Origin of the sequence: Rhizobium hidalgonense, from assembly GCF_002914525.1 — a bacterium.
GTDB classification, from domain to species: domain Bacteria; phylum Pseudomonadota; class Alphaproteobacteria; order Rhizobiales; family Rhizobiaceae; genus Rhizobium; species Rhizobium hidalgonense.
In genome coordinates, this window is the sequence record NZ_LODW01000125.1 from 1 (window position 1) to 4,378 (window position 4,378).

Here is a 4,378-nt window from a genome sequence, read left to right on the forward strand (position 1 = left end):
TTTACATCGCCACGACGGGGTGCCAGTGGCGGATGATGCCCAGAGATTTTCCACCTTTTACAACTGTGCAGTCTTATTTCTACGAATGGCGAGCGACAGGCTTATGGGGCCGGATCAACCATCATCTTGTGATGGAGGCACGTGAATTGGAAGGCCGGGAAGCCTCGCCGTCTGCGGGCGTGATCGACAGTCAAAGCGTGAAAACCACGGAAAGCGGCGGAATTTCGGGCTATGACGCGGGCAAGAAGATAAAGGGACGCAAGCGTCATATCGTCGTCGACACGCTCGGACTGATGGTCGGCCTCATGGTTCACAGCGCCGATATTCAAGATCGCGACGGCGCGCCTGCCGTCCTCAAAACCATTCTCAGGCGCTGGCCATGGTTGAGGCATATCTTCGCCGACGGTGGTTATGCCGGACCGAAGCTGAAGGGCGCACTGCAAAAGATCGCTGCGTTCACTCTCCAGATCGTCAAGCGAACCGACAAGGCCAAGGGCTTCGAGGTTCTGCCGCGTCGCTGGGTCGTGGAGCGCACCTTCGCATGGCTTGGCAGATGCCGACGACTGGCGAAGGACTGGGAAAAGTCCGTCGCATCAGCCGAGGCCTGGATTAGTATCGCCCACATCCGGGTCCTGACACGACGCTTGGCAAGGTACGGATATCATTGAAACCTTTTCGAGTCAGGCTCTCAGCATCACCAGATCTTCGCAGACATGGCCTTGCCCCCCTGCTTTGTAGACTGTGTGGCAAGCGACAGCCGATGGTTTACCGACATTGGGAACAAGTCGCGGACTAAAAGGCGGCCAGCAGTGATCGACTTCGCCGTACCGATCACTCCGTACCCTAATCAAAGGCTCCTTACAGATCCCGAATTTGAATATGATCTCATTACGATCAAGCTTATTTTGAGCGAGTGCGTACAACCCAGACCGAGAGGATGGATAACCTCTCGCGAAGCGCTTGCTATAGTTTACGCATCACTCCTAACGTTTGTCCGCGCTCGCGTTGCCATGGGTATCGATCGCAACAGCAAACTCGCGCCCGAAGTCAAGCGAAAATATGTTGAGCGATTAAAGAATGGGGGCCACTATAACCTCGTTCAATACAGCGAACGAACGACGACAGTTATGTCAGCTTTCGCTGATAAAAGCCTTTCGATCCCTTTGAACATACGTAAAGAAGTTGATTTCGACGCAGTTGCAAGGCTCCTCGGGGTCAATCACATTGCATCGGTGCCCCCCGAAGAGGTCAAGAGACTTAAGGAATACTTCGGCGCCCAAGGCATTGCGTTCCGTGAACTTAGCAAACCCAAGGTGGCTCGAACCTCGACCAAGAAACTATCTCTCAGCAGAGCAACGGAACTTCTGAAACCCTGGCTTTGGCTAGATAAACTTAGGGACGTACTATCCCACGATCCGATACCGTTCCGCGCGTATGTTAATCGAAGAGAGATCGAGCGAGAGGTCAAAAAGTGGTCGAAAGACAAGGGCTCAACCAAGGAACTCCACCCTAATCAAGTCGTCCATCTGCTCAGCAAGTCTTTGCAATTTCTCACGGATCCACTGACGCCATTCCTTATCGATCTCGTCGCTAAGCTAAGGCCAGGGTTCATCCTTCCGCTTGCTGATCGAACATTTATCGATAGTCGTCTCTCCTCACTCGGGCTCAATCGCCTGAGCAGTGACTACACACAAAACACCGAGTTATCAGAGGCCGTTTCGCTTCGAACTCTGGCTCTAGTATTCATACCAATCGCGGTCTCGTGCGTGTATGCCATGGGAACAGCTCGGCGAAAGGATGAGATCGACTCTCAACATGTCGGCTCGGTGACCACCGATAAGCAGGGCCAACTGTGGTTGCGGACACCAATTCGAAAGCTGAAAAATCGGTCCGTCGGCAAAGGTGCTCATACGGCGACAATTCCGATATCCGGAACGGTTAAGCTTGCGATAGACGTGATGGAGAATCTCAAGAAGGCGACAGGACACGCCAGCGAGTACCTATTCGACATATTGGACCCGGTTCTTGGCGGCGCAGTTGACCTCGATCTTTCCAGGCGCCTGAAATCATACGGCAGGTGGCTTCAAGTTCAGAATTCTACCGACGGCACCGAAACCGAACTCGCGGCACATCAGTTTCGAAAATTCTTCGCGATCACATACTTCTACCGTTATCGGTTCCCGAGCCTGCCGGCACTATCGCTACACATGATGCATCTCAATCTCGATGTGACCAGAGCCTATCTCGCGACCGCGGCTAGAAATTCATTGCAGCTCCTGGACGAAGCAAACGCGACGGCGAAGGAAAGCCGCGGGCGGTCCGAAGACGCCACCCGGATGGAAGATTTCGAGGAAATTGGTCGCGCTTTTGTTTTTGACATCCTTCTTTCTGCCTCGAAGGGTGAGACGAAGCTCGCGGGCGTCGCAGGTCTGCACCTCATGCGCGATTTGGCAAAAATAACAGAACAACTTGGCAACGTGGTTGACGTCCATGACGCGGTCGCAGCGGATGATGCGTTGAACTCTCTAATTAGACAATTGGCTGAAGGGAAAGCGTTTCGCCCGCATCCGGAAGGCAATGGGTTCTGCACCTGCGATCGGACGCTAAATTGTCTGATGGCCGCCAACTGCCTAAAAGCAAAAGCCAAAGCTCTTGAGGTAGATATCAAAACGTTCAGCGACGTTGACCACGCCTTCGCCGAGGATCTCACCTGCGGAAACTGCATCCATCACTTTCTTCTCCCCGAGTTGTGGCCTTACTGGGAGGAGGAAATTACCCGTTGCGAGAGCGCGTTAAAACGAGCGAGAGGAGAACAGCGCACGGTACTAGAGGAACGCCTTGCCGGCCTGCGCGGCTACGAGGAGAAGGTAACATGGAAATGGGCGGCTCAGTTTGGGTAGAAAGAAAAAAGTAGATCGACGCGTCACTACGCTTGATGAGTGGACCCCTCGGTTTCCTGACGCTCCTCACGGACGCGACAAGAACAAATTGCCTGACCACGAGCGGGAGGCCCTCACCGTAGAGGCTTTCCGGCGCAAGCTCGAGTTCATGGATTACTTGCTGAATCGACGTCTCCGCGGCGATCTACCTGATACAGAGTATTGGCCTACGAACCCTTCAGAATTTCATGCTTGGGAACATGAGGATCTGGGCCTTTACAAACTGGGTTCCAAGTCAACGGTCTCGCCAAATGGAAAGTACGGCGCCTACCTCGAGCAATACGAGAATAAGAGGAAAAAGCTCGAGCGCGCTTTTCGTGACGAGGTGAAAGACTACAAGCAAGCCAACGATGCACTGAGGAAGACGAACGATGCATTGGCTCAACAGAACGCCTACCTGATTTACTCAATGCAAAGGATCTGCGACGAGCTCTACCTGGTTACCGGCCGACGAACCAATCTTCTTGATCTGCTTGATGAGGTTCGTAGATGACTGACGTCGAGCGCTTGTACGAGACAAAGGTAAGACTTGCTGACGAATACCACTTTCTCGGTGACATCGACGCACGGGGACATCCCCTGGTATTAAATAGCAAGAGTGGCCTAGTCTTACCTATCACGCTGTATTTGAATTTCATGGCTTCGCGCTACCCGTCGTCGACGTGCTTAAAGCATTCCCGAATACTCTCCGTATTTTGGGATCACTTGGAACGTCGAAAGATCGACTATCGGCACGTAGACGAGAATGTCCTCAGACGCTTCCTCGTAAACAACGCCCGCCGCAGCAGTACCATCGTTGCTCTCAAGGAGGACAGCGAATTAACGATCACTCTTGAGCGCGCTGAATTCGTGTGCGAGGTCATCGAGCGCTTCTATCGTGTCCTCGAAGACGAATTCTCGTACCTGCCGAAGCGCCGAGCGCCGCGCTTCGACCAGAAGCGAACTTTGACCGGTGCGCAACGAAGCGCCGAGCGCTCAAATCCCGCGACCCCTTCTCCGGAGGATGTGGAAACCTTAAAAGACCACCTGCTTCAAAAACCAAACACTTTCGCAGGCCAGAACATGTATGGTATCGCGAGCTTGTTTCGATCAGCAGGATTGAGAACTTGCGGCGCCGTTGGACTGACCACAGCCGCGATGCGGCAAGGTTTTGTCGGCGAAGCGGATTTCCTTCCATTTATCCAACAGGTACCGCGAGAACTGGCAGCGCTCGCAAGCGGCGCTGGCACCGGCGATATAAGGAAGTTGGTAACTGACGGCATTAAGTCAATACGCGAGCGTGGCCGCACAATTCTCAGCGTGCCGGTCTTTGAGAAAGGCCAAGCGACCTTTGCGACCGTTCCGATCGATGTGTTTTCAGATCTGCTAGACTGTTGATTTCCACTGAGAGCTGACCCGGCGTTTCCACCGAGAATTGACCCGCCTTTTAGGTATCGTTC

4 protein-coding genes are annotated in these 4,378 nt (G+C 53.4%); all 4 read left to right on the top strand.

Annotation, left to right across the window (positions count from 1 at the left end; genetic code table 11):
• On the top strand, positions 1 to 668 hold a 668-nt coding region (locus ATY29_RS33440), incomplete at its 5' end, for an IS5 family transposase (RefSeq protein WP_097537532.1).
• Positions 669 to 1,010: 342 nt separating this feature from the next.
• Positions 1,011 to 2,900 (top strand): hypothetical protein, encoded by a 1,890-nt coding sequence (locus ATY29_RS33445; RefSeq protein ID WP_133118226.1) that lies wholly within the window; start codon positions 1,011 to 1,013, stop codon positions 2,898 to 2,900.
• Positions 2,893 to 3,432: a hypothetical protein gene (locus tag ATY29_RS33450; protein WP_097537530.1), complete on the top strand. Its 540-nt coding sequence runs from the start codon at positions 2,893 to 2,895 to the stop codon at positions 3,430 to 3,432. Before ATY29_RS33445 ends, ATY29_RS33450 begins: the two co-directional genes overlap by 8 nt.
• The gene (locus ATY29_RS33455; protein WP_097537531.1) at positions 3,429 to 4,316 is read left to right on the top strand and encodes a hypothetical protein; all 888 of its coding nucleotides are present in this window, start codon (positions 3,429 to 3,431) and stop codon (positions 4,314 to 4,316) included. The genes ATY29_RS33450 and ATY29_RS33455 overlap by 4 nt, the downstream gene beginning before the upstream one ends.
• Positions 4,317 to 4,378 lie beyond the last annotated feature (62 nt).